The following is a 26,322-nucleotide window of genomic DNA, read 5'->3' on the forward strand; positions in this document are numbered from 1 at the left end:
ACCGCGTTTCAGGAGACCCGATTCGTTTTAATTAAGCGGGCGTCCATAAAATCCAGAAATTTCTGTTTGTAGTGGTCTCCAAGGCCCAGAAACTCGCCATTGTCCAATCTAATCCGCGCTCGTTCGATCACTTTTACAAAATTAATATTAACGATAAAAGAGCGATGAATGCGGACAAATGTCTGCCTGGGCAGATGACGTTCGATTTCCTGTATCGTTAAGTAAGTGATATGCTTTTCCTTTAACGTATGAATCTGGATATAATTAACCGCCCCCTCTATGTAAACTACTTCGTCGAATCTAATTTTTACCATTCGGCCCTTAACTTCACTTTTTATATTGAAGAAATCTTCCATACCAATTTCTTCATAACCCGGTCTTTTTATTTTTCTTTTAGCTTTCTGTATACATTTAGCAAAACGTTCGTAATTGATCGGCTTTAACAGGAAGTCAAACGCCTCTTTCTCAAACGCCTGTAGGGCATATTCCGGGAAGGCTGTCGTAAATACCACTGTTGTGTACAGGTTGACCATCCCAGCCAGCTCCATCCCGGAGAGCTGACGCATATCGACATCAATAAAAGCAATATCCGGCGCGTTCCTGCTGGTCAGCTCGTCGAGGGCGATCAGCGGGTTTTGATTCGAACCGATCAGTTCCAAACCGGGTGTGAGTTCAATATATTCTTTTAAAAGGGTTATCGCGTCGGACTCATCATCGATGACATAACAGGTGAAATTCATAAGCTTAGGGTTAGTGTAACTGAAAACTCGTCACTTCTATCCAGGATATCCAGCTGAAACCGGTTCTGGTAGAAGTTAATCAGTCGTTTTTCAATATTTTTCAGACCAAGGCCCCCTTTTGGGTGGGGGCTTCCTGATCTTTTTTTATTCCTGGTTTCAAAAACAAGTAAATTATCCTTATGTTCCAGTCTGATCACGGCAGGTTTTCCAATCTCTCCGAGATCTCCGTGCTTCATCATATTTTCAACAAGCGTGATCAAGATCAGCGGCAGGATCCTGACACCGGAGAATTTTCCTTTCTTTCTGAATTTGAGAAAGAATTGTTCCTGAAACCTAAGGTGACTCAACTCGATAAGTCTATTGATTTGTTCTATTTCATTGTTTAACAAGACTGTCCGTTTGTCTTCACTTGAAACCAACGAATAGCGCATGATCTCCGCTAAGAGCATAACCCCTCTCCCTGCCCTGTCCGACAAATTATGGATGGAATTATAAATAAAATTCAAAGAATTAAACAGGAGGTGCGGGCTGATCTGATTTTGCAGGTAGGCATTTTCTGCCGTGATATATTTGTTCTCCAGTTCGAGTGCTGCTGCTTTTGTCTTCAACTGCTCGGTTTTCATCGCGTGGTTCTTTTCTTTAAACCTCATCATATAGAGCATAGACCAATAAGCGATGCTGAATCCTATAAAAAATATCTCCCGCCAGATATTTGTCAACCAAAGTTTTTCATTGACAAGATTGACCGTCAGGCTTAAATGCCTGGCTCCCGATAATATACGATCCAACTCCAGCTTGATAAAGAGATAGGTGATAATTTCTAAAAAAATTAAAACGCTTGATACCAGATAAGGTTTCCTGGTTTTAAAAAACGCAAAGTCAAGAATTACGTGGGCATTAAAATAAAACAGGCAAATATTCAGCAGATAGAAAATCAAGTAATGAAATGCAGATGGGTTTAAACCTACGGTAATTTGTATGAGAGACAGCTCATAACCAATATATAATACCCATGCCAAAAGGTGCCGGAAAATGATCACTCGCTTTTTCATTAGCTAACTGAATTGATCTATCATAATAATGTCAACTGGCGGTTTCTACATCGCGCAATCGGCTCTCTGCGTAATAAAGTTCTGCGCCTTTCTTTGTCAAAATAGCTTTGGTCAAAATATCAAAATCATGAAAAATATAAGACCAAAGAAGTTTAACAAAAGGATCAATACCATCTGTGATTTCAACAGCGAAAATTTAAGGGGTTCATTTTCCGATATAAATAATCCGACGGAGACCGATCCGACAACCGCCACAGTGACCATAGTCATCACTACCGCCAATGCGGGGATACCAGCCAAACATTAACGTAAAGTTAATTAATTATTAAAAACATCCCTACTTACGCCTAAAAATCGCTCATTAGAACCATTTTCCCTTATTTTTTAGGTTTTGATTAAATCGGAATTATATCATTTGGAAAAGCTTATCGGAGACCTACTTAAAGGAGCCGAGGAAACCGATAAAACCGGCTTTCACTTAAAACTCGCCGCTCAGCGAAGAAACATAAAATCCCTGTGCACAAACATGAAGGAAAAATGGGTACATGAGCTTTTCAGTTCCGCGAAAGACCTGGTTATCACCAGGTATGTACAATACCACCAGGCTGGTCTTACCCAGTTATCCAATCAAATCAGCAATATAATACCGGCTGCTGATACGTTTGCAAAAAAGAAGAAACCCACACCGCCATATGATGAGCAAATCCTCAACGAGTTAGAACAGCTTTTGGATTTTCTTCAACATCAATGCTATTCCTATTTCGACCCGGACTATAAAACGACGATTTACAACTGCCGCCAGCAGTGCGGAAAGTTGGCCGGGTACCGGCGGGATATCATTTCACATCCAGCGGCTGGGATTGAACCGGCGCTGATCGGCGTTATTGACATTTCGGTAGAGGAAATGATCGCTGATGCTTTGCAGTCCGGCCTCTCCTATCGCCAGGCCGAACACGCGCAGAACCTCTTAGGGACCGTTCAGCAGTTCATCCATGCGCCAGGGGGAACTACAACCGACCAACTGGCCCGGGTACTTTACCGGCAAAACCTGAACACTCTGCATCTTTTATACTGGTACCAGGACTATATCCAGTCCAATTTAAACCAGTTACCCGACAAAGCTGACCGGGAAACTTTCATTGTGCAGCAAATTAAAACACTATCAACCATTGCTGTTAACCCGGAGAAGGCATGGCAACCCGAGCTTTTATCCGTCGACCTGGCTTTGTTACCCTGGCTTTATGAAAAAACAGAAAACCAGGACCTCCGAAGCAGTTTATTAATCAAAACGAATGTTCCGGTTCGCTTGCCGCTCAATCTCTCCGTGCCGCAGTTTGCCATGTTTATTCGTATTTTCTCGCAGACAGGCTGTTTTCCGGATACCAATGTCTCCAAAATAACCCGTTTTTTTTCCCGGCACTTCAGCACGCGAAAGCAGGGTAATATTTCTCTAAAAAGCTTCTCCCGGGCATTTTACGGCCTTGATCAGACTTCCGCTGCCGTCGTACGGGATTACCTGCAAAAGATGATCAATTATGTTCATAAAACTTATTTCCCTGAATTAAAACAGAAAGGCTGAACTATGAAAAAATGATTACCTGTGCGGCTTTGTTTGTGATACCAGTTTCTGTTAACCGGTGACAAGGCCCTTTACCTAACGGTTAATTATGATGATAACTAAATTTAGCGAACGGCTTTATGCAGATCTGAACAGGGATCTGAATGCCCTGGTACTGGAAGAAGACCAAGTGATCAAACGACTGGAAAAATCCATACACGCCTGCTTAAAATACCTGCGAAAATTGAAAGATTACTGCAAGTTGAATAATCCGGGAACGCCGGCAGAAGAGATCGTGTTCTTCAAACATATCAAGCCCAAATTCAAGTCCCAGCTCATTTTCTACCAATCGTTGCTCCATATCGAGATCCGAAAGCCCATTGGTGACGGAAAGGTTGTGGCCGAGTATTACGCCAATGAAATCAGGGTCCTTTATCATTTCTTTGAGAGCAACCTCTCTTTTTATCAGTATGTCCGGACCCAGGCAACCTATCTGGATGAATATTACTTTGTCCGGGGAAATTACGACGTCCATCTCGACCCTGATCAATGCGTCATTGACTTTGACCCAACTTTCAGCACTACTCATGATCACAAACTGGCACAGGTTTTAGCCAGCGAGCTGATGCAGGAATACCTGGAACATTCCATACAAAAGATCAATCAAAAAGAAGCCATCGTGCAGATCGACTCCGAATTCAGGGATTTTAACTGGAAGCAAACCAAATGCGCCCTGATCGAGCTCATCTACAGTTGGCATGCAACAGAAGCCTTTGGCAAAAAAAACCTCAAAAGCATTGTCAAATTCATTGAGAAGAGTTTTAATATCTCGCTCGGGAACTTCTATGACACCTATGACTGGCTCTGCGGACGACCGAGCCCAACGGTTTATATCGACGAAATGAAGGAGGCTTTCCTACTCCGGGTACAGAAAAAATTCAAGTAAGAATCTATGGATCAAAGCGGCTAAACGCCGCTTTTTTTATATCAAATAAAAATAGTTGCACTCCGAGTCGGATAAACTCGGAGTGTTTCGGGGCGGGTGTTTCCAAATTTTGTCCTGTCGCCGGCAGTAATGGAACTGCCGCCAAAATCTCACATTATGCTACACCAAATTTCATGGTACACCTACGCGGTCAGCGTCCTTTTTATCATCGCGATTTATTACCTGTATGTCGGGCTGACCTTTTACCACGCCGAAATCCAGGGGTTCATGGACAAGCTGCTCGGCAGGCAACCCACATTAAAAAGTTCCGGCCGGGGAGACCTGGAATTCGCTGACTATGCGATCATCGGTAAAGCCCAGGCAGATGATATAACCTTTGTCGACCAGGAAGAGCTTTCCTTCGGGCCGCCGGACAGCCCGGACGAATGGCCAGACGAAGACCCCACGTCCGCCATCCTCCCGAGTGGAAATTCCAGCCGGTTGGTTGGTGATTTTTCTGAGATGGTCTCTGAAGTCAAAACACTGATCCGCGTCATCAACGAATCCGGTGAGAGCAAGGAGAACTTCGAGATGCTTTTCCGCCTGATCATACAAAAATACCCGTCCTTATCCGGAACAGACTATCAAAGGCAGATCAATGATTTCCTGCTGGATGAAGGCGCTGCCCAGTTTCCCTTTCCTCTATCGGATGCCGACTTAGCAAACTATTGGACAAACGAAGATTAAACCTGCTGTTATGAAAAAGCTGTTTTTAAAAAATAGAAATGAGCGACTGGTCGCAGCGATCAAAACATCCATCATACTCGCGTCGCTAATCGCCCTGAATTACCAGGCCGCGATGGCACAGGATGGCAACGCCGGGATCAACCAGGCAACCTCCGAGGTTAAAAGTTATTTTGATACGGGTACCAAACTCATGTACGCTATCGGAGCAATCAATGGCCTGGTCGGCGCTATCAAAGTTTATAAAAAAATGGGAGACGGAGATCATGATACGAGTAAGATCGCGTCCAGCTGGTTTGGGAGCATGATCTTCCTGGTGATCGTCGCCACGGTTATCAAAGCATTTTTAGGAATTTAACTCATCAACAGAAAGGATATCAACGTATGCCTGTCTATCAAATCAATAAAGGAATCAATAAACCGATCGAATTTAAGGGGCTTAAGGCTCAATATATCGGTTACCTGGCCGCCGGGTTAGTAGCGCTGCTGTTTTTTTTCGCCGTGTTATACATTTCAGGATTGCCCATAGTGATCTGTATTATCCTGATCGGGGCCCTGGGTGGCATCCTGTTTTTCCAGGTATTTAAGCTCAGCCATAAATACGGCCAGCACGGCCTGATGAAATATACCGCTAAACGATACCTGCCCGGTTACCTCAAATTTAATTCACGTCAAGTATTCACCCGATTAATCCGTTGATCATGGCCCTATTCACCCGTGCTGAACAAGTTTTTCCCGTTTATAAAGTCGAGCATGACTGCATGGTTTCGGTCCAGGGCGACCTGACCATTGCCTACCAGGTTTTTATGCCAGAGATCTTTACCCTCTCAGATGAGGATTATGAGACCTATCACCAGAGCTGGATCAGGGCGGTTAAAGTATTGCCCAAACACAGTATTGTCCACAAGCAGGATATATTTATGAGGAATAGCTATACCGGAACGCGGGGTATCCAGGCCGGCTTTCTCACTGCGGCCGCTGACCGTCATTTCAGCGGCAGGCCATTCCTCGACCATACCTGTTACCTGATGCTGACCCAAAAGGCCGATGACCGGAAACCAGCTACCAGTGGATTTTCAGGCATCCTGCGCAAAAGCGTTACACCGAAGCAAACCATTGACGACCGTTCGCTACCGGCCTTCCTGGAGAAAGCCGGACAATTCGAACGTATCCTTGGTGACAACGGATTTATCCAATTAAAAAGGCTGGACAATGAGGCCATAGCAGGCACCGAAAAAAAAGCGGGTATACTGGAGCAGTATTGTTTTCTGCTAAAGGCAGATGAACGACCTATGCTCAAAGACATTCACCTCAAAGACCGGCTACAGATTGGAGACCAGCATGCCCAGTTGTTCACCCTGGGTGATGCGGAGTACCTGCCATCCCTTTGCGGGAGCAGGATCAGCTATGACAAGTATAGTACCGACAAAACTAAATTCCCGATCGGATTTGCTACGCAGCTCAACCTCCTGCTGGACTGTAATCATCTCTATAATCAATACTTTTTTATTGGTGACACCGGAAAAACGCTCAAACAACTGGAAGCCAAAAAACTGCGGTTGCAATCCCTTTCCGCCTACAGCCGTGAAAACGCGATCGGCCGGGACGCGACCAATGATTTCCTGAATGAAGCCATTGGCCAGCAACGGCTGCCGGTTAAAGCCCATTTCAATGTCATCGCCTGGACAGACAATCGCGCCGATTTACAGGGCATCAAAAATCAGGTTGGTTCGGCCATGGCGCAGCTCGGTGCCAGCAGCAAACAGGAATCAGACGGGGCGGCGCAGATATGGTGGGCCGGTATACCTGGCAACGCGGCGGACTTTCCGGGGAACGACACTTTTGATACTTTCCTGGAGCAGGCCACCTGTTTTTTAAACCTCGAAAGCAACTACCGGTCCGATCCTCCTGCCGAGGGTATCCGGTTTTGCGACCGGCTAACCGGAAAGCCGGTTTTCGTCGACCTTTTTGACTCGCCTCGTAAAAAAGGGATCACCTCCAATTTAGGTATGCTGGTTTGCGGAACATCCGGCGGCGGCAAGTCTATGACCGTAAACCATATTCTCCGCACCCTGTACGACCAGGGCGCTCATTGCGTCACGGTAGATATCGGGGGCAGTTATAAAGGTTTATGTGAACTGGTGGGCGGTTATTACTTTACCTATGAGGAAAGCAACCCAATTAAATTCAACCCGTTTTACCTGCCCGATGGACAATCACTGGATACCGAAAAAAAAGAGAGCCTGAAGGCTTTGCTCATTACCCTCTGGAAACAGGAAAACGAGAGTTTTATGCGGAGCGAGTACGTGGCGCTCTCCAATGCTTTACAAGGCTATTATGAACACCTCACTGCGCATCAACAGCACTTGCCGGGTTTTAATTCCTTTTATGACTACCTGGAGAGTCATTATGTACAGGTCCTCAAAGCGCAGCGGGTCAAGGATAAGGATTTCGACATCGACAATTTCCTCTACGTATTGCGGCCCTATTACCGGGGAGGTGAATTTGATTACCTGCTGAACGCCCATGAAAACCTCAACCTGCTCGATCAGCGTTTTGTGGTCATCGAGCTGGACGCGATCAAAGACCATCCGATCCTCTTTCCGGTGGTAACGCTGATCATCATGGAACTGTTCCTTTCCAAAATGCGCAAATTGAAAGGTGTCCGGAAAGTACTCACCATTGACGAGGCCTGGAAAGCCATCGCCAATTCCGGCATGGCGGGATTCATACAATACGCGTTCAAAACCATGCGCAAGTTCAATGGCGTACCGAATGTTGTCAGCCAAGAACTGGATGACCTGGTCAGTTCGCCCATTGTCAAGGATGCGATCATCAATAACGCGTCCATTAAAATCCTGATGGATATGCGCAGCTACATGAACAAATTCGATAAACTTCAGGAAACGCTCGGGATGTCAGATAAAGGCAAACAACAGGTTTTATCGGTCAACAAGGATAACCGGGAGATCTATATCGACCTGGGCGGGCAGGTGATGAAGGTTTATAAAAACGAACTGTCACCCGAGGAATATTACGCCTATACCACCGAAGGGACCGAACGCGTCCTGGTCCAGGAATATGCCGCGAAATACGGCAGCATGGAAAAAGGCATCGCCGCGCTGGTCAGTGAAAGCATGAAAACAGTATAAATTAAAATCAATTCATATGAAAACGTTCAAACTTCTATTACTGTTCGTGTGTGCAATCACCATCATGGGTTGCAACAAGAGCGATTATTCTGTTTCCGGCGTATACGTCATGAGCTTCAAAAATGAGTATAGCATTGCCACGGATACGCTGGTTATACAATCCTATAACCTGGCTGCCGGCACTTATCAGGTGGAAAGACGAGATGGCTATCACCGTATACGCGATGGGAAGACCTTACCAAAAGAATACCGGCAAGAGCACTGGATGGCAACTTTTGATAAAGACAAACAGGTTCTCCAGGAGACTATCTACGGACGGCAAATCTATATTAAGGACGACGGTCGTTCCCTCTCTTTTGGCGGAATCTACCGTAAGATAGATTAAAGCATTATCAAAATTGGTTGTTCAAATTTACTTCTGTCATCTGGCGGGAGAAAGGGGGATTTTTATGAAAATTTTAAAGATCACATTACCGGTAAGCCTGGCCATTATACTGGTTTCCTTTGATGCGGGAAGAGCAAACGCACAGATTGTGGCCGCCGAGGTCATCAAGCTTACTGTAAGCCGGGTTATCAAAGCGATCGATCTGAAAGTTCAGCGAATGCAGAACCAGACGATCTGGTTACAGAATGCGCAAAAAGTACTGGAAAACCAACTGTCTAAATTAAGGCTCGCGGAAATTTCCGGTTGGTCCAGTCAGCAACAACAGCTTTACAGCAGCTATTATGACGAGCTCTGGAAAATTAAATCCATCATCACCTATTACCAGCGCATCAAGGACCTGACCGTCAAACAGGTGGCATTGGTGAAGGAATATAACCAGGCCTGGGGCATGCTCAAAAGGGACAAACATTTTAACCCTGCGGAGCTATCCGCGATGCAGGAGGTTTATGGCGGAATCCTGAATGCCAGTGTACAAAACCTGGATCAGATCCTGCTGATCGTGAAACGTGATAAAACCCAGATGACCGACGAGCAACGACTGGAACTGATCAATCACGCCGGGGATCAGCTTGATGAGAACTACAGCGACCTGTGCAGGTACAATACCCAAAACAAAATGCTCAGCCTTCAGCGCAGTAAAGATCTCGACGATACACAAACAACAAAAGCATTGTATGGAATCCATTAACCACATCAGCCGGCAGTCCGCCACGATCAGGCGGCGTGCCCGTACCTTACTGGTCTTTTCCCTGTTCACAGCGATCAGCACCGGGATGTCAGCTACAGGGAAAGCGCAAACATTCGCGGAATGGTTCAAACAGAAAAAGACGCAAAAGAAATACCTGGTACAACAGATCGGGGCCTTAGCGGTGTATGCTGACTACCTAAAAAAAGGATATCGTATCGCTACAAATGGACTGGGTTCCATAACCGGTTCCTTAAAAATGGAGAACGGCCAGCATACCGCCTATTATAACCGGCTAAAAACAGTCGATGGCGAAGTCAAGAACAACCCCATGGTGAATGATATCCTTACCTGGCAAAAGGACATATTGAAAAGACTGGCTGTGATCGGGCGGACAACTGGATTAACACGGGAAGAGCTAAGCTATCTCAGCGGGGTACGCGAAGCCGTTTTAAAAGATTGCGATAACCAGATCAACACCCTGCAAAATTTGCTCCATAACGGAAACTTGGAAATGAGTGATGCGGAACGGATCACACTGATCAATAAGGTGCATGCCTGTATGCAGGACAATTACCGGTTTACAGCTGGATTTACAGCACAGGTTCAAATATATGCAGGGCAACGGCGGCAGGAACAAGGTCAAGCCGCACTGACAAAGCGGCTTTACGGGATAAACAAATAATGAAGATGATGAAAAAGCACCTTTCGATATGGCTTACTACACTGCTTACCGGCATCGGCGTGCTTAGTGCCACTCCCGGCCAGGCACAGTCATCCGAAATGCAGCAATTGCTGCTGGATATTGAAAAGCTGACCCAAATGAAGGCGATACTATCGGATATGAAAACCGGCTACCAGATCTATCAACAGGGCTATGGAACCATCTCGTCCCTGTCCAAAGGAAACTTTGATCTCCATCACATGTATATTGACGGCTTGATGGCGATCAGCCCGGCAGTAAGGAATTATGGCCGCGTAGCCGAAATTCTGGCTATGGAAGCCAGTCTGATCAGCGAGTATAAACGAAAAAAAAGCCTGTTCCAGCAAAGCGGGACCTTTAGCGCCGCTGAACTCAGTTATATGAGTGAGGTATATGCCAACCTGGTTAACAGTACACTGGAAAACGTCGAGGAATTAACCACCATCATCACGGCCAACAAATTACGGATGTCCGATGCCGAGCGGATCAAAGCGATAGACCGTATTTATGCCCGGAGTTCCGATAAACTTCAATTCCTGCGGTACTTTAATATCCAGGGGGTCGCGCTATCCATTCAGCGTGTGAAGGATGCAGCGGATACGCGGACATTGAAACAGCTTTATGGCTTAAACAATTAATAGCACCATCATGAAAAAAACAATAGGAATAACCGCCTTATCAGCGGTAACAGGGATATTTTTTCCTTTATTTTCTCATGCCGAAGGGCTGGCCAGCGATGTCCAGGGATTGCAGGGAACCTTAAACGGCGTTTATAATGACATGCTGCCCATGTGCGGGCAGCTGATCAGTGTAGGCAAGGCCATAGCCGGCTTTGGTGCCCTATGCTATATCTCGGTGAGGGTCTGGCGACAGATCGCCAGCGCCGAGCCCATTGATTTTTTCCCGTTGCTTCGCCCCTTCTGTATTGGGCTCGCAGTCATCCTCTACACTGTACTGGTTATACCGGTATTCAACGGGGTAATGGCACCTACCGTGAGCGCTACTGCCGGCATGGTTCAAAACTCCGACGCGGCTATTGAGCGGCTACTCCGGGCCAAGGATGAAGCGGTAAAAAAAACGGATGCCTGGCAGGCCTATGTGGGCATTAATGGTAATGGTGATGAGGATCACTGGTACAAATACACGCACCCGAATGATAAAAGCGGAGCAGGCAATACCGGCATGCTGAACAGCATGAGTAACAGCATCAAGTTTGAGATGTCTAAGGCCTCCTATCAGTTTCGTAATTCGATCAAACAATGGATGTCGGAGGTTCTGCAGGTATGTTATGAAGCGGCTTCTTTATGCATCAATACCATCCGCACCTTTTATCTGATCGTACTGGCTATTCTTGGCCCGATCGTTTTGGGCTTATCTGTTTTTGATGGTTTTCAGCATAGTCTCACCTCCTGGCTGGCCAAGTATATTAATGTTTTCCTATGGTTACCTGTCTCCAATATTTTTGGTGCGATCATCGGTAAGGTACAAGAGAATATGCTGAAGCTGGATATTACACAGGTTCAAAATGCCGGAGATACCTTCTTCAGTTCGACGGACACCGCCTACCTCATTTTCCTGATCATCGGGATCATCGGTTATTTCACCGTGCCCAGCGTCGCTGGCTATATTGTTCATGCCGGTGGCGGTAACGGGCTGCTTCAAAAGGTCAATTCGATGGTCAGCCATGCTTCCAGTACAGCCATGCAGACAGGATCCGCAACAAGCGGCCGTATGCAACAGGGCGCAGCGAACCTGCTTAAGGCACCCGGTCATTTCATGGAAGGCTATAACGGGGCAGGCAGCAACAGTCAATCGGATAGATACCAGGAACAAAAGCTATCCGGTAAATAAATCATTCACCATTAAACTTCTCCATTATGTTTACACATCTCAAAAATATCGACACTGCCTTTAAGCATATCCGGCAATTCAGCTTTTTCCTGATCCTCGGGAATGTGGTCACCATGTGTTTCTGCATTTATAAAAGCAGTCAATTAATTCACCAAGCGGAAAGCCGAGTACATATCCTGTATAATGGTAAAGTACTGGAGGCGATCGCCACAGACCGGAAAAATAACCTACCAGTGGAACTCCGCGACCATATCAAAACATTTCATCAATATTTCTTCGATCTGAGCCCGGATGACAAAGCCATACAGGCCAATGTGTCCAAGGCATTGTACCTGGCGGACGAATCGGCTAAAAGGCAATATGATAATCTCCAGGAGTCAGGATATTATAATAACCTGATCTCCGCCAATATTTCGCAGGATATCAATATCGACAGCACGGAACTGCGGGGAAAACAATTCCCTTATACCTTCATCTGCTATGCTACGGAAAAGTTGGTTCGTTCCAGCGGAACCGTCTATCGCAAACTGGTCACCCAGGGTGAGGTCCGTGACCTGCAAAACCAGACTGATAACAACCCGCATGGCTTTCTCATCCAGCGCTGGCAAATTTTAGCGAACCGGGATACTACCATTCAAAATCAATAAACATGATCTTTTTCAAAAAGAAACCTGCATTGCCGATTGATCAACGGGATCACCTGGCTAAGATCATTGCCGATCGAATTATCGGGTGGCAAATTCTGCTGGCTACTACATTGAATGCCCGGGTCAACAAGTGCTCTAAAAAACGGCAGAAACGATTTTTCTGGGTCTGCTTCAGCGTCATCACAGGCGGACTGATCCTTAGTCTTGGATTGTCCTCCCGAAAAATTGGCACGATCACGCATGCCCCAAATGATCAGCCTGTACATATCGGTATGCCGTCAGACCCGCCGGTCAACAGACAAGTTCTACCAACAGATTCATTAACACTCAAAAAATAAATATGATGGAAAATCAACAGCAAGGCAGCGTAATGCCCAAACACTCTGAAGAATTTCTTAAAAAACGCAAATTCTACACAGCTATTCCGGTGCTTGCCCTGCCCTTTTTGACTATGGCCTTCGTGGCATTAGGTGGCGGGGAAGACGGTGGAAAAGCTAAAGCCGCCATTCCCGATCACGGGATCGATATGGTGCTGCCGTCGGCGCAGTTCAGGGATACCCGGGAAAAAGACAAAATGGATATCTACCGGTCTGCCGGGAAAGATGCGACCAAAACCAAAGATGGCGTGAACAAGAGTTTTATCGAAGCGATGGGATTTAATCATTCCGCTGAAGTCAGTCCGGATGCCGAAAAACCGGGTAAATCATTCACGACCATTCCTGCAAATACCACCGACCAGCAATCGGCCCGGATCGAAGCCCGGTTAACACAGATCAATCGCCAGATCAATCAACCCGAGCCAGCCTCCTATTCCCAACAGTCATCAGACCGCGAGATCCGCCGCCTGCACAAGCTCATGAAAACAATGAATTCCACCAATGCCAGTGATCCGGAAATGGAGCAGCTCGACCATATGCTGACCAAGATCCAGGCGATCCAGAATCCGGAATCGGTGAAAGTGCCGGTGGCACCAAAAAGAGAAAACGACAGTGCATTCCGGGCGATACCGGCAATTATTGACGGTAAACAAAAAGTAATGAACGGCGGTACCGTCAAATTGAAGCTAACCGATTCCGTAAACTTAAAAGGCATAACACTTCCCAAAGGTCAGCTGCTGTTTGGCGCATGCCAGGTAACCAACCAGCGTTTGTTGTTGAATATACAGAATATCAGGATCGGGAAAGATATCCTTCCCACGGCTCTTACCGTTTTCAGCCTGGACGGCATGCCCGGGATTCCTGCGCCCGAGGCGGAGTTGAGCGGGGCGGCTTCAGATGGTGCCGACAATGCCTTGCAAAGCATGCAATTTCTCAGTATGGACCAAACCATTTCCGCACAGGCAGCAGCAGGCGGGATCAACGCGGCTAAAGATCTGTTCAGCAAAAAGGTGAGAAAGATCAAAGTCAAGCTTCAGGACAAGTTCCCGGTATTGCTCAAAATCAATAAATAGAACGTTATGGCAGTTTTCGTTAACCGAGTCCTCCTGGCTTTCAGAACCTGGGAAGAACGCAAAAAGGAAATAGAACCCTTGCTCAAAGCAGGCGTGGCAGATACGAATACACTGTCGCGGCTGCAGCTTGACCACCTACGACAGGCCAGACATCGCCTGCGCCAAACCGCGCGTCCTGATGAAAAGCCTTTCGTGATCCTGCTGAATAAGCAAATCAGCAGGCTCGAAAAACAATTGTACCCGAACCGTTTCCTTAGGTTCTTCGCGCAAATGAAAGACCTGCTTTTTGAAGGCCCTGCCTACCTCAAGGAGCAACAACGGTTAAGGAACAATAATATCGAAAGCCTAAAAGTACAACTGAAGGAAGCCGGGCTTGGTTCTTTCGGTGGCCGATTGGAGCATCATCTGGATCCCGATCAAAAGCAAATCCGCCTGCCCCTGGATTGTAAGCTCGGTCCGGAAAAGCGGTTGAGCTTCGATCTGCATTTTGAAAAGGACGCCTATGGTAACTTTCAGCTGAACCGCATCAGTGGCTCCCTGCTTCAAAACGACCAGCTGGTCAGGACACATGAATTTGAGCTCAGGAATTGGCCGGATCTGAAGAGCAATCACATCTGGAGCCTATTGGAAGGACGGGCACTGAAGCAACGATACACAGACGCTTCTGGTCACGAAAATCATCGCTGGGTCGAACTTGGTCCCCAAACGCCCCATTATTATGCCCCGGATTACGCATTTGATATTAAAACCGCGTTGAACGCCATGCCGGCGATCACCAGGAACAAGGAAGAACTGATCCGTTACCTGGAAAACGGGCAGCAAGTATCGGCCCATTGGAGACAGGGCCGTCAATACCACCCTATTTATATACAAGCGGACCCAGCCAACCGGTGCATCAAATTGCTGGATGACAAATTGCGACTGGTTACTGCTGAAAAGCTGAACCAGAACATCGCGAAACAGGGGATCAAGATCAAAACACTCGGAGAACCTGTAAAAAAAATAAGAAAAGGGATTAAAAACGGACATCATCAATAAGCAAATACACCCTATACAGGCTTAGCGTTATCCAAACACAAAAGCGAAAAGACATGAATACCGGCATCAATTTTTATGAACTCAAAACCCAGCTGGCTGACCTTGGCTTCAACGAGCCGGTGGTAGTCGATCAACTACGCACGTTCATCCTTAGCAATGATTTGGGCTTACCGGACATTGAGCTGAGCAAACCAGCCGGTGATGATCTGGCTTTTTTCACCCTTTATTTTGGACGTGATACTGATGGGCGGTATGAGCTAATATGCACGGAATGTGCTATGGACAATTTGACCACGCCCGGTTGTCAACACTTGCAATATTTCCGGCAAGATGTCCCTGCCGAAGAAGCAATCACCCTGCTGCAACTGTACCAATGCCAGCCGAAGATGAACCGTGACGTTTTTATACCGCTAAACCGCACCGAAACACAACAGCATATTTATTTACTAAAAACAAATACAATTATGAACACGCAAAATTTAGAATTTCTAAAAAAAAGCCTTTTGAACCTCGGATTTGGGGAACAGGTGAACGAAGCATTAGAGAAAAACATCGACAAAAAAATGTTGGAATTTACGCTGCCGGCAAAGCATGAGTTTAACCAGCAAAAAGTGGATTACACCCTCCATTTCAAAAGCGGGGATAACCAGGAAATGTATTTCTTTAACAAGTTCGATGCCACGCTCGGTAAAGGGAAGGAGAAAGAACAAAACCAAACTTTTTACATCAACAAAGGCAATGGCATCACCGCCAAAGAAGCCTTTAACCTGATGGAAGGCCGCGCTGTACACAAACAACTGTTCAATAAGGAAGGTGAAAAGTATCATGCCTGGCTGCAACTGGACAATGATAACCTAGCCCAAAACGGCAGCAAAGAAATTAAACGTTTCAGTGAAAACTACGGTTTTGACGTTGAGCAGGTGATCTCGGGTAAGGGCATAAAAGAAATGGGCACCGCGGAAGGACAGGATAATCTGTTGCGCTCTTTAAAGAAAGGGAATGCCCAACAGATCACCGTGGAGCGACACGGCGAAGAAAAGAAATATTTTATCTCAGCAAGCCCACAATTCAAGACCGTTGACCTGTACGATCATCAAATGAAAAAGATCAAACGGGAAGAGCTATTACAACCGGAACAAAAGCAGACCAATAACCAAAAGCAAGATAAGCAGCAAAAGGAGGAGCTGCCCGCAAAAAAGCAAAGCAGTAAAAGGAAAATGCCTGTATAAAATAAGAGGCCGTCTCAAAAGCGAGGCGGCCCTTTTTATTTTTAAAAGGTTTGGCTATTTAAAGTTATAGGAGGGAAAGTAGTCTTTAAGCCATTTGACCCGGATAGCTGACACTGCTAGCATATAAATTGGAGAAGTTGTTACCGCTATTATCTTCAGATCAACTTCCTGAAGCGGTGGTAGCAGATGTGGGTTACTGCTCTGACGAAAACCACGTCATATTGCGGGGAAAGGGCATCGAAGCCTACATAAATACAATAAGGTTGATAAAGAACAAAAAGAAGACATCAAAGCATTCAGTAACGACAGCCTGTATTATAACGAGGCAGTGAAGTGCCTGGTCTGTCCGATGGGGCAGCGGTGGCATACAATAGGGATGGGCAAAGAATAAAAAATAATATCATCAGATTATATACAAATGATCAGCCGTTACCAGGCACAGAAAATTTTCATTGTCGGTTTTTGACCTGCAACCTCAAAATGTAAAAAAATCCATTTAAACGACTACCAACTTTAAATTCGAATTTCTTTAACTTACGACAATAAGGGGATTAAAAGATTCCCTTATTGTCGTTGATAAGATTAACTGTCCTTAATCAATCCTGAACACAATGGAAGTCGAGTACGGCATGTTCGATGGGCAGATGACAGACAGCCCTTCGGCTTCCTGTTTCCATTGCAGTTTACCGTTATAACCCAACAGTGTCACAGATTTAATTTCCTTGGTAAGATGCTTTGAATCTGTACCCAATGATCTTATCATTAAGCGTGTTCCGGATAAAGGTACGGTCATGCAAAAAGCATACAACGCTCCATTTTTGCCTCTGGTAAAACGAAAATCCCGGAGATCGAATTTAAATTCGGCCTGCCTGCGAGTCAATGCGCCCGGAGGCAGCATTTTCAGCTTGCCATTCACTTGTTCTCCTTCGCCAGCGATGACCCAAGCGTGGCTTCCATAAACGGCCTCGCCGTTGCGGCGCATCCAGACACCCACTTCCTTTAATAGCTGCTGGCTGCCCTTATCCAGTGATCCATCGGGCAAAATCGAGATACATACTGCCGCGTTTCCGTCGCGGGCTATGGCCTCTATAATATAACGGATCACCATACCCGAGTCATATGTAAATCCAGGTTCGTAAAACCAATCGCCTACCGGCGCTTCAGCTATCCAGGGTTGATCGGTTTTTATATTCGCCGGAATTCCGAATTCCTCGGTATTTACTGTGCCATTTGTTTTATCGCGGAATTTTACGATGCTAAATGTGTTTACCGCCCCTCGCTTTTTGAGCGTACGGTTATAATAATCTGCAATAACTGTTTGCATGGCATTGGCTTTTAACCCGGTGCCTGTTCCGTTACCTGTAAATGGCCCTTGAACCGTGCCGTCGGTGTAAATAAAATCAGGATCGTAATGTTTTACCACATCCATCATCCTTAACGCCCATCGAGTGGCATACCATTTGGCATAGTCCAAATGATTGTTAAAAATGCCGGCTGGCGGTGGGTTCCATGGAGAAGCCGCTTCCTTTTCAACGCCTTTATATTCGCGCAGGTCAATTCCGTAAAGTAAACGCGGATCATACCCTTGCCACCATTTGCCTTTACCATCGGCTAAGGTGAGGTTACCATCGTAAGGGATGCCCTTTTTTTCGCCAACTTTGTCGCTCCCAAACGCTGTTTGCCACCACCACCAGGTATATTCGTGATGGAAAGTTACTCCATAACGCATATCATTTGCCCGGCAAGCTTTAGCCCATTCGCCAATTATATCGCGCCTGGGACCAATATTAACAGAATTCCATGGCTGATAACGCGAATTCCACATATCGTAATTGTCATGATGTACACCCTGAATCATCAGGAACCGGGCCCCAGCATCTTTATATATCTTAGTCAATTTAGCAGGGTCAAGTTTGATAGGGTTCCAATCACGAAGCACTTCTTTGTATCCAGCTTCGGAAGGGTGACCATATTTCTTGAGGTGATTATTATAGGCTTTTGTCCCCGGCGTATAAAGCCTGCGCGCGTACCAATCGCCGCTCTCACCTGCCGCTTGCGGTCCAAAGTGGACCCATATACCAAACTTCGCCTGACGAAGCCATGCAGGCTCACCCGGATAATTCTTTTCTATTGATTCCCAGGTCGGCTTAAACGGGCCGTCAGCAATAGGGATATCCAATTTGACTTCAGGAAATGACTTCCAATCACCCATAAGCACACTATCAATAGGTAGCCGAACAGGAGTAGCTGGAAACGGGGAAAGCTGTGGAAACTGTGTTTTTGGTGTAATTTTTACTTTTTTGTTAATGTTTTGTGCACTTAGCTTAAATGACGCTATTGCGATAAAAAAAATAACGCTTAAAATTCTGCTCATGATTAATTACAGATTATTGTTTTTTAATTGACTTTGGTTTTAAAATTGCCTAAACTCACGTATAACTATTTGCTTAAATTAATTCAATCGTATCAAGTGGGAAGTAAATTTCTTTAGCTGTCCGGTAGTATGTTTTATTAAATTTCGGGCTAGGACTATCTTTCATTTTATTATTATCAAATGTTTGGTAATCTGATCAATCCGCCCTTCGAATCACATCATCAGGCAACGATAGATTTTAAATGCTGTTTAATTTAGAAAGCAAATGCGGCCTCAGTGCGGTAGATTTAATTTGCAAACAACCGGGAAGGACAATCGGTACGAACTACGCCCTATCCTTCCCGGATAAATGTTAAGATACTTTAATCGGAGATTGCAAGACTTAATAGCCTGGATTTTGAGTTAAATTTTTATTCAGATCGCGTTCCGATTGCGGTATCGGCCACAATTCATTCTTCCCGGTCACAAAGCTTCTTTTTTTGTAAATATAATAACCATCGGCATCAACGGGATATGCGGTGTAGGATGCCGGTGTATTGGTAAGCTTCATCCCGGTAAACTGGCGGTCGTTTTCTGAAGCAATAATTCCCCAGCGAAGACAATCATAATATCTCAATCCCTCGAAAGCAAATTCAATATGACGCTCGCGCCTGATTATTGTCCTTAGCGCGGTCGGATCTGTTGTGGTTACTGCGGGCATGTTAACCGCAGCCCTTCCCCTGACTTTGTTGATGGTCTGATCAAGCAGCGATTGATTGATTGAGGCGCCGGATTCAAGTTCAGATTCAAGGTAGCCTAAAAGTACTTCCGGGTAGCGGATCAACGGAAAATTGGTTCCGGAATTAAATGCTTGACCAACCGCCGGATCATCTTCCAGGAATTTATGAATGCAGTACCCACTCCAGATCCCGGGATACTCGTTAAGCCTGTCGGACAATGTTGTTCCCGGCTTGGAAGAAAACGTTGTTCCTCTGAAAACAGTCCGGTCCGAGATCATAATGGTCGCATCCAGCCGCGGATCACGATTATTGTATGGATTATTCTTGTCATATAAAGGAGATGCTTCAATACTTTTGCCATCTGTACATTCATAATCCTTCACTAACTCATTAAAAGGCGAAAATTGGTGCCAGCCTCCCCAGGTTTCGGGTGTAAGATATATGAAAAGCACGTTAGAGTAAACATCTTTAAGATACTGCGATGTCATGATAAACTCATGACTGAACTCGTTGGCCTGTTGAAATAGCTCACGAAATTTTGGATCAACAACGTAATAGTTGTAGTCCATGATTGTTTTGTAAGTGGTAGCGGCATCTGCCCATTTCTTTTCCGCCATTTGCAACCTACCCAATATCGCCAATGCAGCGGCAGAAGTAACACGGCCATTTTCTCCATCCGGCCTGGAATGTGGTAGCACCGGATAGCTGGCTTTCAGCTCCGATTCAACAAAAGCCCATATATCGGCCTTGGGAGTTCGGGTAACACTGTTGGCTTCTGCAATCGTCAGCACATGCTGGACCAACGGAACATCTCCAAAATATAAAGCGAGGTTAAAATATTCATAGGCCCGGAGCGTACGTACTTCAGCGATCATGGTCGCTTTTTGTGTTGCATCCATAGTTACTTTACCAATATGGTCCAGGAAGTTATTATCGGTGGCGATATGCTTATAAGCATTCTTCCAATATGCCCCGGTAACCCAATACGACGGCGTTAACGTTCCATCGGTTACATGATCCGGTATAGATTCTTTTTCCGAACCATCGCCGGCCATCATGTCAAGTATCAGCAGGGATTTCGGTGTCCAGAAATCCTCATCAGTCCAATTGGCGCCTGTATTGTAGCAACCGTTCAGGGCCAGGGTAGCGTCCGCAGAGGTTTTCCAGAAAGTTGCATCAGAAACCGAATCTAACGGTTCTTTATCTAAGAAATTCTTTTTACAGCTTGTGGTTAATGCCCCCAGCAATACCAAAACAATTCTTATTTTAAATATAATTGAGTTTAAATAGCTCTTTTTCATTTTAGTGATTTTATGGTTAAATCTAAAAAGATGTGTCACGTTAAAATTTAACATTTACGCCGAAGGTGTAAACGCTGGTGATAGGGTAAAAATTTGGTCCGTCCCCTGTTGCTTGATACATCTCCGGATCCCATCCAGGATAAAAATGGTTCCACGAAAACAGATTTTGACCGCCCATAAAAACCCTTAACCGGCTGATATGAAGTTTTTGTGTCACGCTGTTGGAAAACGAATAACCGAGCTGTAAGTTCTTTACACGGAGATAGGTGGCATTCCGGTTCCAGAAAGTAGAGGTTTGTACATTTTCACTTCCCTGGCTTAAATTAGTTATGGCCGGATAGGCGGCATTCGGATTCGGATTGGCGGCGGTCCATGCATTATCTGCCTGCCATCTTTGAATATTGCCCGAATTGTAATAAGCAAAAGCCTGATAGGACCCCATCTGTTTAGAATATCCTCCCAGGCCCTGCAACAAGGCTGTAAAATCAAACCCTTTATAGTTGGCTGTCAGTGTCGCGCCATAAGCATATTTAGGGGTGGTATTGCCGATCACAGTCCGATCGTAGGAATTCACTACTCCATCCGGGACTCCGTTTGGTCCGCTGATATCCTTAAAGCGGATAACACCAGGGCTACCGGCGATCGGCTGTGTTGGATAAGCAGCAACGTCGGCAGCATCTTTGAATATACCGTCGGCTACATAACCATATACCGGGTTAAGTGATTGACCCACAAAAAAACCTGCACCTATGTCTTGCTGAATATTTCCTGCAATTTTGGTAACCCTGCTGTTAACATAGGAGAAGTTAGGGGATAAACCGATATGGAAATTACCGATCGAAGTGTTATATTTAAGCATGATCTCAAAACCGGTATTTTTCATTGCACCTGCGTTAACTTCTGATGGTGTTAAGCCCAGCACCGAAGAAACAGGTACATTGTAAAGAATATCGGAGGTCGTTTTATCGAAGTAGTCTAAAGTCATACTCAGGCTTCCTTTAAAAACATCCAGATCAAGTCCCACATCAGTGATCCGCGTTGTTTCCCATTTAATGCCGGCATTGGATAATGTGGTTAATGCGGCGCCTGGTGCAAGAGCTCCACCAAAAGTATAATTTTGCCCTAAGCTGATGGCGTTTTGATACGGGTAATTGGAGATATTCTGGTTCCCTAACTCACCCCAGGAAGCACGAAGCTTAAGGTTATAGATCCAACTGATATTGTCTTTAATAAAGGACTCCTCAGAAATCCTCCAGCCGGTAGAAAATGAGGGGAAAAATCCCCATCGGTTATTTTTTGGAAAGCGCGAAGAACCATCGTAGCGTGCATTGGCTTCAAAGAGGTATTTACCGCCGAACGCATAATTTAAACGTCCGAAATAGGACCTCAACGCCCACTCCGATGCGGAACCCGATGACTGCATATTGGTAGCGGCGCCTGCGTTCAGTTCATATAACAGGTTGCTGGGAAAATTGTCTCTGGAAGCCCGGATCCAGTTATCCCGGTTTGATTCCTGCGAATAGCCTGCCAAAATGGTAAAACTATGTTTCTGAATTGTTCTGGTATATTGTAATAAGGACTGAAGGGTTGTTAACGTGCCGTCACCTTTATATACAGTTAAGTTGTTGGGGCCGATATGCGTGTTGGCATCAAACTGAACATCGGCAACATAATTGGTATTGGTAAGATCATAGTATTTATAGCCGCCTTTACCACTTAATGTCAGTCCCTTAATAATTTCCCAGGTAAGCTCAAGGCCACCCATCAAATATTTATTGCGGGTATCATTAAACGATGGGCTGGCCAGCCAGCCCTCCGGACTGAAAGCATCCTGATGTCCGTAAGTACCGTCGGATCTCAGCCCGGCAAAAGTATTGGGTTCACGAACGGCATATCCGATAATGCTTTGCATATCTCCGCTATTTTGCCGGGGTTCTGTGGTGTTAGCGGAATAACCATTCAAATTTACTTTTAACGTCAGATTGTCCTTGATTTTACTATCTACATTTAAAAGAAAATTGTATTTCTCATAATCATTTTTTGCCACAATACCATTTTGGTTAAGGTATCCAAGGGAAAGCAAATAGGTATTCTTTTGATCACCACCGGTGAAACTCACGTTGTGGTCCGTTTGAAAGCCGGAGCCGGAGTTCAGTAAATTTTTAAGGTGAAATACGTTCGGATAATTATCAGGATCGGTACCGCTTTTGTATTTGGCGACCACATCTGCCGATGCGCCAGTGAGTTGCGCGTACTCCCAGGAATTCACAAAATCAGGCAGAGAAGTTGCCTTTTGCCATCCTAAATAATTATTATAGGCAATTTGCATTTTACCGTTTTGTCCGCGTTTGGTTTCCACCAGGATCACCCCATTTGCTGCGCGGGTTCCATAAATAGATGCCGATGCGGCGTCCTTTAGTACAGATATGCTTTTTATATTATCCGGATCAATATCATTGAGTGACCCGGCCAATCCATCAATTAACACCAGCGCATCCCGGCCGGCGCCAAAAGAGCCTATTCCTCTTATAGTGATACCTGCTCCGTCATTTCCCGGACGGCCGCTCCCCTGGGAAACCTGCACACCCGCAGCCAGGCCCGCCAAAGCCTGCGATGCTTGTGTTATCGGCCTGTTATCCAAGTCATTTGAAGATATACTGGATACCGAACCGGTAAGATTGACCTTCTTTTGCGTTCCGTAACCGACAACGACAACTTCGCCTAAATCTTTACTTTCAGGCTCTAACTTCACGTTGATGTTTTTCTGGCCGTTAATCAATACTTCGCGACTGGCATAGCCGATAAAGGTGAAAACCAATGTTCCATTATAATCTGGTATATTAATGATATAAACACCTTGTTCGTTAGTACTTACCGCGGTAGCCGTACCCTTTAATCTCACAACTACGCCGGGGAGGCCCTGGCCGCTCTCGTCAGTAACTTTTCCACTAACGGAAACCACTTGCATTTCTTCGATACCTGATTTGGCGTCGGTAGCTGTTATGGAAAGCTCCTTGGTATTCTTACTTAGTACTATCCGGTCATTTACAATATCATAGCTAATGTTATAAGGCCTCAGTAGTTCAGTTAACAAATCTTTAAGCTTTTCCTGATGTACATCGATATTTATCTTTTTTGTGCTTTCGAGTATATTTTGAAAATAAATAAATTTGACGTTGGTCTTTTTTTCCAGCTTTTTTAAAAAGCTGCTCAAATCCATATTTTTAGCAGAGATATTTACCTGTTGTGATAATATCCCCTGGGCATGGCTGGGGCTGGCCAGGGAAACCCCTGTAAACGCAATTGCTATCAATAGCTGACTACATGTTATTTTCATGATTCTACACCAGTCAATGGATCTTTGTAAATTAATATTCATACATTAGAATGTTTTATTTGGTTAAAAAATGAGACAAAAATCCCCCTGCACCTTAACTAAGGTGTTCTTTTCCGAGACATGGGGGGAATCTAAAAGAAAGGGTGTCGCAAGCACTCTTTCTTTCATTTTAGGGATTAAGGGTAGTTACGATTTCTTCATATGAGGGATTTAAGGTTAATAATAATTGGTTATCTAGAGGTTTCCTTCTGCAACGTAAATTTTTTCCCATCCGTTACATAGGTTAGTTTTAATAGTTTTTTTAACATCTCCATAATGTCGGGCAAACTCTGATCCGTAAAGTCTGCCTGCAATATATATCCGTTTAACTCTTTATCCTGTAGCACGATTTCAACATTAAATTGCTTATTGAGCGTCTGAATAACATCACGTAAAGCGGTTTTCTCAAACGAAAGATTCGCTTTAGTCCACATATTTAACGAGGAAATTTCGGCTATCCGCCCGAGCTTCAGACCATGCCGGGTTTCTTCGTAAATTACTTTTTGCCGCGGCAACAACATTACGTTATTATCCCTCTGGTTTTTGACGTCAAATATTTGCTTATTTTTATTTGCAATTTCAACAGATACCTTACCGGTAACTACAGCCACTTCTGCAGTGGTTTCCCGTTCACTATCGTGCACACGGAAAGTGGTGCCCCATACTCTGGTAGTGATATGATTACTGTAAATCACAAATGGGTGCGCTGGGTCTTTGGTTACCTCAAAAAACGACTCTCCTGATAATGTAACTTCCCTTAAATCTTTTTTAAATACTTTATGATAACTTAGGTGCGCACCCGGGCTAAGCCAAACAATGCTTTTGTCAGGTAGGGTTTGCTTGTAGATAGTACCAGTATGATTGTTGATAACAATATCTTCATTCTGAAGATGAGCAGTCGATTGCGCTGCTTTTTGATCACCTAAAAAGCCTGGTATTTTTAGAAACAATAAAAGCGCAGCGGCAGCACCTAAGGAATAACCAATGTATTTTAAGAACTTCATTCTTACAGTTTTTCCGTTTTGATCAGCATTAAGGCCCGACTCGATATTCGCCAGCATCCTCAACCGTAATTCCTGCTGCTGTTGGATGCTTAACTGATCATATGGATCTGCTTTGCTTTCAAAAGAATTATACCATTCGAGTACCATGTTCTCTTCTTCAGGCGAACAGGCACCGTTGAGGTATTTCTGTATTAATTCAGGCGAAATAGGTTCCATTTAATCGGTTTTAAATTAGCGGCTATACAGATATGACAGTTCTCAAAGCCTCACCCCCTTATTTGCCATGAAATATTTAATTAAAACATATCACACCCACACAGCGGAGGTTCATTGGTACGTATATATTGTGCGGAAAGCGATAAAACTAAACGAGCAATCTATGGATAAGAATAAGTAAGAATTTACCTTTACTTAAAAAAAACAAAGGCGGCCAGGGATAAAAGAATATAATGAAGGCCGATACGTAAATATTTTAAGGCCCTTGTAATATGATTTTCAACCGTCTTTTCTGAAATACCTAATTGCTGAGCAATTTGTTTATTACTTTTATGATGCTTACGGCTGAGCTCAAATACGGAACGGCATTTTTCGGGCAGAAAACCGAGGTTTATATTTAATTGATGGCTTAAGTCGTTAGCCATCACTATTTCTTCCGTGGAATTATCATAATCAATGCTGTCATGAACAAACGATTCATAAACCCTCCTTCTGACAGTTTCTTTCTGAATTTGGTTCAGTATCAGATTCCGAACGGCGGTAAACAGATAGCCACTTAGAGAAGAATTAATTTTGATGGTTGCCCGGTTCCTCCATAGATTGATGTAAAGATCTTGTACAATTTCTTCAGCAACTTCGGTTGAAGAGCAACGTTTACAGGCTGCATTATACAATTGAACATAATAACGATTGTATATTTCAATAAACGCTGCGGTCTCGTCCTTTGTATTTAATTGAAGCAGGATATCTTCATCAGTCATCTCCATCAGACTTTTCATTTGCTAAAAAATATTTACTCGTTTAGATATAAGCATTCTAGCAAATAATCGATAGATGAACTTTCGTCCAGATCGGTTATTGCGTAAGTAATTGGTTTGAATTAAAAAATTTAGTGATTAGCGGACTAATATATAAATAAAATTTAAAAGTGTAAAAAACACAATTAATTCCCTTTGAAATTTTCAATCGGGACTTATATAAACAAAACCACAGGTTATTCGAGTGCATTCTAAACTTAAAGTATAAAGAATTAAGTCATAAATTCAGATGTTTATTTAATTGCTACGTCCTTAAAAGGCAGAGCAATGCCATGTATAAAAAAAGAGTCATCCA

The 26,322-nt window shown here is 44.6% G+C and carries 24 protein-coding genes; 17 read left to right on the forward strand and 7 right to left on the reverse strand.

Annotated features, from left to right (window positions below; translation table 11 throughout):
* Positions 1–8 precede the first annotated feature (8 nt).
* Positions 9–740: a LytTR family DNA-binding domain-containing protein gene (locus AB6735_RS12360; RefSeq protein ID WP_090463699.1), complete on the reverse strand. Its 732-nt coding sequence runs from the start codon at positions 738–740 to the stop codon at positions 9–11.
* The gene (locus AB6735_RS12365; protein WP_090463696.1) at positions 737–1,792 is read right to left on the reverse strand and encodes a sensor histidine kinase; all 1,056 of its coding nucleotides are present in this window, start codon (positions 1,790–1,792) and stop codon (positions 737–739) included. The genes AB6735_RS12360 and AB6735_RS12365 overlap by 4 nt, the downstream gene beginning before the upstream one ends.
* Positions 1,793–1,919: 127 nt before the next feature.
* Here AB6735_RS12365 and AB6735_RS12370 point away from each other — a divergent pair, with 127 nt between their 5' ends.
* The 17 genes from AB6735_RS12370 to AB6735_RS12450 all read left to right on the forward strand — a co-directional run bounded on the left by AB6735_RS12370 (position 1,920) and on the right by AB6735_RS12450 (position 16,219).
* Complete coding sequence (locus AB6735_RS12370) at positions 1,920–2,099, forward strand: hypothetical protein (RefSeq protein ID WP_090463694.1); 180 nt, start codon at positions 1,920–1,922, stop codon at positions 2,097–2,099.
* A gap of 108 nt (positions 2,100–2,207) precedes the next feature.
* Positions 2,208–3,371 carry a hypothetical protein gene (locus tag AB6735_RS12375; RefSeq protein ID WP_090463691.1) on the forward strand — a complete coding sequence of 388 codons (1,164 nt, stop codon included), beginning with the start codon at positions 2,208–2,210 and terminating at the stop codon, positions 3,369–3,371.
* 88 nt (positions 3,372–3,459) lie between these two features.
* Positions 3,460–4,296, forward strand: a complete 837-nt coding sequence (locus AB6735_RS12380; RefSeq protein WP_090463688.1) for an RteC domain-containing protein — start codon at positions 3,460–3,462, stop codon at positions 4,294–4,296.
* 156 nt (positions 4,297–4,452) lie between these two features.
* Positions 4,453–5,022 (forward strand): hypothetical protein, encoded by a 570-nt coding sequence (locus tag AB6735_RS12385; protein WP_143013805.1) that lies wholly within the window; start codon positions 4,453–4,455, stop codon positions 5,020–5,022.
* Between the two features lie 10 nt (positions 5,023–5,032).
* The gene (locus AB6735_RS12390) at positions 5,033–5,377 is read left to right on the forward strand and encodes a DUF4134 domain-containing protein (RefSeq protein ID WP_090463683.1); all 345 of its coding nucleotides are present in this window, start codon (positions 5,033–5,035) and stop codon (positions 5,375–5,377) included.
* Positions 5,378–5,403: 26 nt separating this feature from the next.
* Positions 5,404–5,718 carry a DUF4133 domain-containing protein gene (locus tag AB6735_RS12395; RefSeq protein WP_090463681.1) on the forward strand — a complete coding sequence of 105 codons (315 nt, stop codon included), beginning with the start codon at positions 5,404–5,406 and terminating at the stop codon, positions 5,716–5,718.
* Positions 5,719–5,720: 2 nt separating this feature from the next.
* Positions 5,721–8,171: a TraG family conjugative transposon ATPase gene (locus AB6735_RS12400; RefSeq protein WP_090463678.1), complete on the forward strand. Its 2,451-nt coding sequence runs from the start codon at positions 5,721–5,723 to the stop codon at positions 8,169–8,171.
* Between the two features lie 64 nt (positions 8,172–8,235).
* Positions 8,236–8,556, forward strand: a complete 321-nt coding sequence (locus tag AB6735_RS12405) for a hypothetical protein (RefSeq protein ID WP_090463675.1) — start codon at positions 8,236–8,238, stop codon at positions 8,554–8,556.
* A gap of 64 nt (positions 8,557–8,620) precedes the next feature.
* Positions 8,621–9,304, forward strand: coding sequence for a conjugal transfer protein TraI (locus AB6735_RS12410; protein WP_090463673.1), 684 nt, complete (start codon positions 8,621–8,623; stop codon positions 9,302–9,304).
* A complete protein-coding gene (locus AB6735_RS12415) occupies positions 9,291–9,986 on the forward strand; it encodes a hypothetical protein (RefSeq protein ID WP_090463671.1) in 696 nt (231 codons plus the stop codon). The genes AB6735_RS12410 and AB6735_RS12415 overlap by 14 nt, the downstream gene beginning before the upstream one ends.
* An 8-nt stretch (positions 9,987–9,994) precedes the next feature.
* The gene (locus AB6735_RS12420) at positions 9,995–10,642 is read left to right on the forward strand and encodes a hypothetical protein (protein WP_090465731.1); all 648 of its coding nucleotides are present in this window, start codon (positions 9,995–9,997) and stop codon (positions 10,640–10,642) included.
* Between the two features lie 10 nt (positions 10,643–10,652).
* Positions 10,653–11,855: a conjugative transposon protein TraJ gene (gene traJ / locus AB6735_RS12425; protein ID WP_090463669.1), complete on the forward strand. Its 1,203-nt coding sequence runs from the start codon at positions 10,653–10,655 to the stop codon at positions 11,853–11,855.
* Positions 11,856–11,881: 26 nt separating this feature from the next.
* Positions 11,882–12,502 carry a conjugative transposon protein TraK gene (traK, locus tag AB6735_RS12430; protein ID WP_090463666.1) on the forward strand — a complete coding sequence of 207 codons (621 nt, stop codon included), beginning with the start codon at positions 11,882–11,884 and terminating at the stop codon, positions 12,500–12,502.
* Between the two features lie 2 nt (positions 12,503–12,504).
* Positions 12,505–12,840, forward strand: a complete 336-nt coding sequence (locus AB6735_RS12435) for a hypothetical protein (RefSeq protein WP_090463663.1) — start codon at positions 12,505–12,507, stop codon at positions 12,838–12,840.
* Positions 12,841–12,842: 2 nt separating this feature from the next.
* Positions 12,843–13,952, forward strand: a complete 1,110-nt coding sequence (gene traM / locus AB6735_RS12440; RefSeq protein WP_090463660.1) for a conjugative transposon protein TraM — start codon at positions 12,843–12,845, stop codon at positions 13,950–13,952.
* Between the two features lie 6 nt (positions 13,953–13,958).
* Positions 13,959–14,990, forward strand: coding sequence for a hypothetical protein (locus AB6735_RS12445; RefSeq protein ID WP_090463657.1), 1,032 nt, complete (start codon positions 13,959–13,961; stop codon positions 14,988–14,990).
* A 53-nt stretch (positions 14,991–15,043) separates the two neighbouring features.
* On the forward strand, positions 15,044–16,219 hold the full coding sequence (locus tag AB6735_RS12450; protein ID WP_090463654.1) for a hypothetical protein: 1,176 nt from the start codon (positions 15,044–15,046) through the stop codon (positions 16,217–16,219).
* Positions 16,220–16,811: 592 nt separating this feature from the next.
* Here the strand turns inward: AB6735_RS12450 and AB6735_RS12455 are convergent.
* The 5 genes from AB6735_RS12455 to AB6735_RS12475 all read right to left on the reverse strand — a co-directional run bounded on the left by AB6735_RS12455 (position 16,812) and on the right by AB6735_RS12475 (position 25,988).
* The gene (locus tag AB6735_RS12455) at positions 16,812–18,593 is read right to left on the reverse strand and encodes an alpha-L-fucosidase (RefSeq protein ID WP_090463651.1); all 1,782 of its coding nucleotides are present in this window, start codon (positions 18,591–18,593) and stop codon (positions 16,812–16,814) included.
* A 382-nt stretch (positions 18,594–18,975) separates the two neighbouring features.
* The gene (locus AB6735_RS12460) at positions 18,976–20,613 is read right to left on the reverse strand and encodes a RagB/SusD family nutrient uptake outer membrane protein (RefSeq protein ID WP_090463649.1); all 1,638 of its coding nucleotides are present in this window, start codon (positions 20,611–20,613) and stop codon (positions 18,976–18,978) included.
* Between the two features lie 40 nt (positions 20,614–20,653).
* Positions 20,654–23,950, reverse strand: a complete 3,297-nt coding sequence (locus tag AB6735_RS12465) for a TonB-dependent receptor (protein ID WP_255366841.1) — start codon at positions 23,948–23,950, stop codon at positions 20,654–20,656.
* Positions 23,951–24,180: 230 nt separating this feature from the next.
* Complete coding sequence (locus tag AB6735_RS12470; RefSeq protein ID WP_090463642.1) at positions 24,181–25,209, reverse strand: FecR family protein; 1,029 nt, start codon at positions 25,207–25,209, stop codon at positions 24,181–24,183.
* A 191-nt stretch (positions 25,210–25,400) separates the two neighbouring features.
* A complete protein-coding gene (locus AB6735_RS12475; protein ID WP_090463639.1) occupies positions 25,401–25,988 on the reverse strand; it encodes an RNA polymerase sigma-70 factor in 588 nt (195 codons plus the stop codon).
* Positions 25,989–26,322 lie beyond the last annotated feature (334 nt).

Source organism: Mucilaginibacter sp. RCC_168 (assembly GCF_041355315.1).
Lineage (GTDB): Bacteria > Bacteroidota > Bacteroidia > Sphingobacteriales > Sphingobacteriaceae > Mucilaginibacter.

Excerpts from the sequence above, each read along its gene's own strand:
- AB6735_RS12360 (WP_090463699.1), bottom strand. The coding sequence starts at position 740 with ATGAATTTCACCTGTTATGTCATCGATGATGAGTCCGACGCGATAACC.
- AB6735_RS12365 (WP_090463696.1), bottom strand. The coding sequence starts at position 1,792 with ATGAAAAAGCGAGTGATCATTTTCCGGCACCTTTTGGCATGGGTATTA.
- AB6735_RS12370 (WP_090463694.1), top strand. The coding sequence starts at position 1,920 with ATGAAAAATATAAGACCAAAGAAGTTTAACAAAAGGATCAATACCATC.
- AB6735_RS12380 (WP_090463688.1), top strand. The coding sequence starts at position 3,460 with ATGATGATAACTAAATTTAGCGAACGGCTTTATGCAGATCTGAACAGG.
- AB6735_RS12385 (WP_143013805.1), top strand. The coding sequence starts at position 4,453 with ATGCTACACCAAATTTCATGGTACACCTACGCGGTCAGCGTCCTTTTT.
- AB6735_RS12390 (WP_090463683.1), top strand. The coding sequence starts at position 5,033 with ATGAAAAAGCTGTTTTTAAAAAATAGAAATGAGCGACTGGTCGCAGCG.
- AB6735_RS12395 (WP_090463681.1), top strand. The coding sequence starts at position 5,404 with ATGCCTGTCTATCAAATCAATAAAGGAATCAATAAACCGATCGAATTT.
- AB6735_RS12400 (WP_090463678.1), top strand. The coding sequence starts at position 5,721 with ATGGCCCTATTCACCCGTGCTGAACAAGTTTTTCCCGTTTATAAAGTC.
- AB6735_RS12405 (WP_090463675.1), top strand. The coding sequence starts at position 8,236 with ATGGGTTGCAACAAGAGCGATTATTCTGTTTCCGGCGTATACGTCATG.
- AB6735_RS12410 (WP_090463673.1), top strand. The coding sequence starts at position 8,621 with ATGAAAATTTTAAAGATCACATTACCGGTAAGCCTGGCCATTATACTG.
- AB6735_RS12415 (WP_090463671.1), top strand. The coding sequence starts at position 9,291 with ATGGAATCCATTAACCACATCAGCCGGCAGTCCGCCACGATCAGGCGG.
- AB6735_RS12420 (WP_090465731.1), top strand. The coding sequence starts at position 9,995 with ATGAAAAAGCACCTTTCGATATGGCTTACTACACTGCTTACCGGCATC.
- traJ (WP_090463669.1), top strand. The coding sequence starts at position 10,653 with ATGAAAAAAACAATAGGAATAACCGCCTTATCAGCGGTAACAGGGATA.
- traK (WP_090463666.1), top strand. The coding sequence starts at position 11,882 with ATGTTTACACATCTCAAAAATATCGACACTGCCTTTAAGCATATCCGG.
- AB6735_RS12435 (WP_090463663.1), top strand. The coding sequence starts at position 12,505 with ATGATCTTTTTCAAAAAGAAACCTGCATTGCCGATTGATCAACGGGAT.
- traM (WP_090463660.1), top strand. The coding sequence starts at position 12,843 with ATGATGGAAAATCAACAGCAAGGCAGCGTAATGCCCAAACACTCTGAA.
- AB6735_RS12445 (WP_090463657.1), top strand. The coding sequence starts at position 13,959 with ATGGCAGTTTTCGTTAACCGAGTCCTCCTGGCTTTCAGAACCTGGGAA.
- AB6735_RS12450 (WP_090463654.1), top strand. The coding sequence starts at position 15,044 with ATGAATACCGGCATCAATTTTTATGAACTCAAAACCCAGCTGGCTGAC.
- AB6735_RS12455 (WP_090463651.1), bottom strand. The coding sequence starts at position 18,593 with ATGAGCAGAATTTTAAGCGTTATTTTTTTTATCGCAATAGCGTCATTT.
- AB6735_RS12460 (WP_090463649.1), bottom strand. The coding sequence starts at position 20,613 with ATGAAAAAGAGCTATTTAAACTCAATTATATTTAAAATAAGAATTGTT.
- AB6735_RS12465 (WP_255366841.1), bottom strand. The coding sequence starts at position 23,950 with ATGAAAATAACATGTAGTCAGCTATTGATAGCAATTGCGTTTACAGGG.
- AB6735_RS12470 (WP_090463642.1), bottom strand. The coding sequence starts at position 25,209 with ATGGAACCTATTTCGCCTGAATTAATACAGAAATACCTCAACGGTGCC.
- AB6735_RS12475 (WP_090463639.1), bottom strand. The coding sequence starts at position 25,988 with ATGAAAAGTCTGATGGAGATGACTGATGAAGATATCCTGCTTCAATTA.